The sequence below is a fragment of the Streptomyces sp. NPDC017890 genome (assembly GCF_044328675.1).
GTDB lineage: Bacteria > Actinomycetota > Actinomycetes > Streptomycetales > Streptomycetaceae > Streptomyces.
Window position 1 is genome coordinate 1 of sequence record NZ_JBIRHU010000106.1, and the last position, 2,460, is coordinate 2,460.

The 2,460-nt window shown below is 63.7% G+C and carries 3 protein-coding genes; all 3 read left to right on the forward strand.

All coding sequences use genetic code 11. From position 1 onward, the window contains the following. The coding region (locus ACH4F2_RS35655; protein ID WP_398136775.1) for an MMPL family transporter at positions 1-1,613 on the forward strand (1,613 nt) is incomplete at its 5' end. Between the two features lie 26 nt (positions 1,614-1,639). Continuing rightward, a complete protein-coding gene (locus ACH4F2_RS35660; RefSeq protein ID WP_003944652.1) occupies positions 1,640-1,891 on the forward strand; it encodes a YgaP-like transmembrane domain in 252 nt (83 codons plus the stop codon). Positions 1,892-1,935: 44 nt separating this feature from the next. Continuing rightward, positions 1,936-2,352 (forward strand): DUF302 domain-containing protein, encoded by a 417-nt coding sequence (locus ACH4F2_RS35665; protein WP_011133463.1) that lies wholly within the window; start codon positions 1,936-1,938, stop codon positions 2,350-2,352. Positions 2,353-2,460 lie beyond the last annotated feature (108 nt).

Sequence of the window (2,460 nt, forward strand, 5' to 3'; positions counted from 1 at the left end):
CCTCCGCGTTGTGGTCCGACTTCAACAAAGCCAACCACGATGCGATGATTCAGGCTGAACTATTCTCTTGGCCAGTCACTTTGGCGATCATGGTGCTCGCATTCGGCTCCCTCGTCGCTGCCGGGCTGCCGCTGTTGCTCACAGTGGCCGGACTCGTCGCCTCCGCCGGCGGTTTGGTGCTGCTCAACGAGGTCACACCGATCTCGGTATGGGCGATGAATTTCGCGATGATGTTCGCCCTCGCTCTCGGCATCGACTACGCCTTGTTCATCGTCGCCCGCTTCCGCGACGCCCTCCGTACGGCCGATCCACGAGCAGCCGTTGCCGAAACCATGGACACCGCAGGCAAAGCGGTGCTCCTGTCCGGACTTACCGTCCTGGTCAGCCTCTCGGCAGTGCTGCTCGTTCCCGCACCGGCCGTGCGCACCATGGCCGTAGGCATCATGCTGGCCGTCACGTTCGTTCTGATCGCCACCATGACACTTCTTCCGGCCACGCTGGGCGCACTCGGCCCCAAGGTCAACGCAGCATCCCTGCCTTACGCGAAACGCCAACAGCACCGATCCCCGAAGTTCGCTGCGTGGGGCGAATTGCTTCACAAGTACCCATGGCCGTTCGCGCTGGTCTCCGTCGGCATCCTCGTCGCCCTGGCCTTACCTGTCCTGGGACTGAAGGTGGCAATGCCGTCCATCGCTGTCGTTCCCGACGATGCGCCCGTTCGGCAAGGTTACGAGTTGGTTCAGGCCCAGTTCGGTGACGGGGCACCCGGCGCGCTGCAGATAGTTGTCCCGTCTTCCGATGCGGCTGCTACCGCCGCGGCAGCGAGCAGCGTCGACGGGATCTCGATGGTCACCCCGCCCACACCATCAACAGACGATTCGAACTACACACTGCTGCAAGCGTTTCCTGCCGTGGACCCTTCCGCAGAGGCCATGGGCACGATCCTCGGTGACCTACGCGCACAACTACCGGAGTCCGCGCTCGTCGGCGGCGCGCCAGCGGAGAACCTCGACCTGCAGCAAGCCCTGAACGACTACCTACCGTTGGTTATCGGGATCATCCTCGCCCTCGGCTTCATCCTGCTGCTCGTCGCTCTGCAGGTACCACTGATCGCGATCCTCGGCACCGCCGTCAGTTTGCTGTCGACCGCCGCAGCGTTCGGGGTTGCGAAGCTGATCTTCCAAGACGGACACGGATCGTCGCTGCTCGGCTTCACCCCTCAAGGTTTCCTCGACGGCTGGGGGCCGGTGTTCTTCTTCGCGATGATCTTTGCCATCGCCATGGACTACACCGTGTTCCTGCTCGCCACCGCGAAAGAACACTACGAGAAGACCGGGGACCCGAAGGCTGCTCAGGTCGACGGCCTCGCGCACTCCGGACGCGTCATCTTCGCCGCTGCGGCGGTCATGGTCGCCGTGTTCTTCACCTTCGCGCTCTCCGATCCGCTCCCACCCAAGGAAATGGGCATCATCCTCGGCGTCGCGGTGTTGCTCGACGCCTTCCTGATCAGGCTGATCCTGCTCCCGGTCCTGCTCCGGCTGAGCGGTCACGCTGCATGGTGGGCACCGGGCTGGCTGCGCAGAATGTTGCCGTCGATCCGCTTCTCGCACTGACCATTACAACACCTCACGGAGGAATCATGACCGATCCGAACATCACGCATTCGAGCACGTCTGCCGGGTGGCCGATCGAACGTATCGTCCCCGCACTGGCCGCCGGCGTCACCGCGACGGGCCTGACCCTCGGCGAACTCCACGCACCACGGTGGAGGCTGCTCAGCGCCTTCGCCGCCGCGAACCTCGCCCTCTACGCCGCGGTCGGCTGGTGCCCGGCAAGTGCGCTTCTCACCAGAGCGGGCGTACCAAGTCTTCGCCACCCCCGAAGCGGATAGGCACACAATTGCCGCAGTTCGACGAACGGAAGGAATTCTCCACCATGACCATCGCACTCTCGACCACCTTGACCGACACCGACTTCGAGACGGCGGTCACCGCCACCAAAGCAGCACTGTCCGAGCAAGGCTTCGGTGTGCTGACCGAAATTGACATGCAGGCCACCCTGAAAGCCAAACTTGGCACAGACATGGAGAAGTATCTGATCCTAGGCGCGTGCAATCCCACGCTTGCACACCGCGCCGTAGGAATCGTGCGTGAGATCGGCCTGCTACTGCCCTGCAACGTCGTCGTCCGTGCCGACACCACCGCCGGATCGGTCATCGTCGAGGCGATGAACCCGGACCTCATGGTCCAAGTGACGGGCGAACCAGCACTGTCAGATGTCGCGGCCGAGGCCACCACCAAACTCCAAGCCGCCCTGGACACGCTCGGCAGTCGGGATGCAGTGCGCAGTTGATGACGTTGACCCTGGCGCTGGCGCTCGGCCTCACCGTCGGAATCCTGCTCGGTCTCCTCGGAGGCGGTGGATCGATCCTCGCTGTCCCGATCCTCGTGTACGCTCTCG

Bases quoted from the DNA above. Each gene is read 5' to 3' on its own strand.
- ACH4F2_RS35660 (WP_003944652.1), top strand. From the start codon at position 1,640: ATGACCGATCCGAACATCACGCATTCGAGCACGTCTGCCGGGTGGCCG.
- ACH4F2_RS35665 (WP_011133463.1), top strand. From the start codon at position 1,936: ATGACCATCGCACTCTCGACCACCTTGACCGACACCGACTTCGAGACG.